Raw genomic sequence first — 1289 nt, 5'->3', positions numbered from 1 at the left:
CAGGGAAAGATTACGAAACCCCGCAGCCCGCAAGGACTGACGCGAGATACTTCCTGTCCATCGCTGCACGACGCATTTTTCTGCGCAGTCCTGCCTTGAACTCTTTGTTCTGGGATAATATATTCACCGCGATATGTCTTATCCCTGAAAACAATTCAGCAGCATCACCTCTTCTTATACGACAATCGTCTTCGTTCATTGCAACATCCAGACGCCAGTGCAGCTTGTTCTCAATCGACCAATGGCCTCTCATGGCTGAAGCAAACTTTTCTGCAGATAAATCAGCAGAACTAATGTAATAACGCACCTGCATTTCGGGCTCTTTCTTATCGTCATTTATTTCCGAACGAAAAGACACTGCAACTCCTACTTTTCTTAAATCCTTCCAGGCGAATGTATGGTCGATTAATTCGTCAGGGATATTACTGATAACATGTAATCTTGTTTCCTTTCGTCCATGATTTTTCTCTTCCGTCACGAAACTATCCAGGGATGGATCATTAATTCGCTTCACTGGAAAGGCTTCTTCTATTGCACGGTATAACTTTCCTTGATTCCCTTTAACTGCAAGCAGGTAATCGCCTTCACGACTTCTGATCTTTTCAGCAATATCCTTCTGGCACCCCATGGCATCGGTAGTGACGATTTTTCCTTTCAGATCAAGTAAATCTATCAACTGAGGCATGGCAGTTATCTCATTGCTCTTTTCATCGGTTTTGAGCTGACCGAGCACAACTCCACTCATCGTTGAAAACGCACTGATTACATGAATCGCACCGCGTCGTCTGCTTTTATCGTAAGAGCCGCGCAGTGTTTTTCCATCTATAGCAATTACATCCTCATCTACTAAGTGGCATTCTTTCATCCAGTTAATAAAACACTCATGAAATTTTTTAGGACTGATGCAACTCACCACTCTGGCGATCGTATCATGTACAGGAATTCCGTTATCAAATTCACCGTATAGCTTCAGAAAATCAATATGAACATGGCCAAAATCCTCGATATCCTCCCAACCTTCGGCTCCTGCTATAACTGCACATATAGTCAGAAGAAGGATATCTGATAATTTATGCTCAACTTTCCATGACTGGCGGTAATCAGGAATAATAGTTATATGTTTCATTAAATCTTCAAGATTCATTGCACAGCTTCCATTTAACTTCGCATGGCGAGCATCTGATCATGTTTAATCTAAGATGAATATTGATTCAAAGATTTGGTTTACCATTGGTTGATAAATATACGACCAATTGTTCAAAAAACACTCGTTACGTGATCTTTCCCTG

The 1289-nt window shown here is 41.4% G+C and carries 1 protein-coding gene; it reads right to left on the bottom strand.

Annotated elements, in window-relative coordinates; translation table 11 throughout:
* Positions 1-10: 10 nt before the first annotated feature.
* Complete coding sequence (locus tag AAIR21_RS27665) at positions 11-1144, bottom strand: ISAs1 family transposase (RefSeq protein ID WP_335207990.1); 1134 nt, start codon at positions 1142-1144, stop codon at positions 11-13.
* Positions 1145-1289: the final 145 nt, after the last annotated feature.

Origin of the sequence: Enterobacter sp. PTB, assembly GCF_051130085.1 — a bacterium.
Lineage (GTDB): Bacteria > Pseudomonadota > Gammaproteobacteria > Enterobacterales > Enterobacteriaceae > Enterobacter > Enterobacter ludwigii.
The sequence above is the reverse complement of the archived record's forward strand: the minus strand, read 5'-3'. Positions and strand labels throughout refer to the sequence as shown.

What these genes read in the sequence shown, in the direction of transcription:
- AAIR21_RS27665 (WP_335207990.1), bottom strand. Translation starts at nt 1,144, where the DNA reads ATGAATCTTGAAGATTTAATGAAACATATAACTATTATTCCTGATTAC.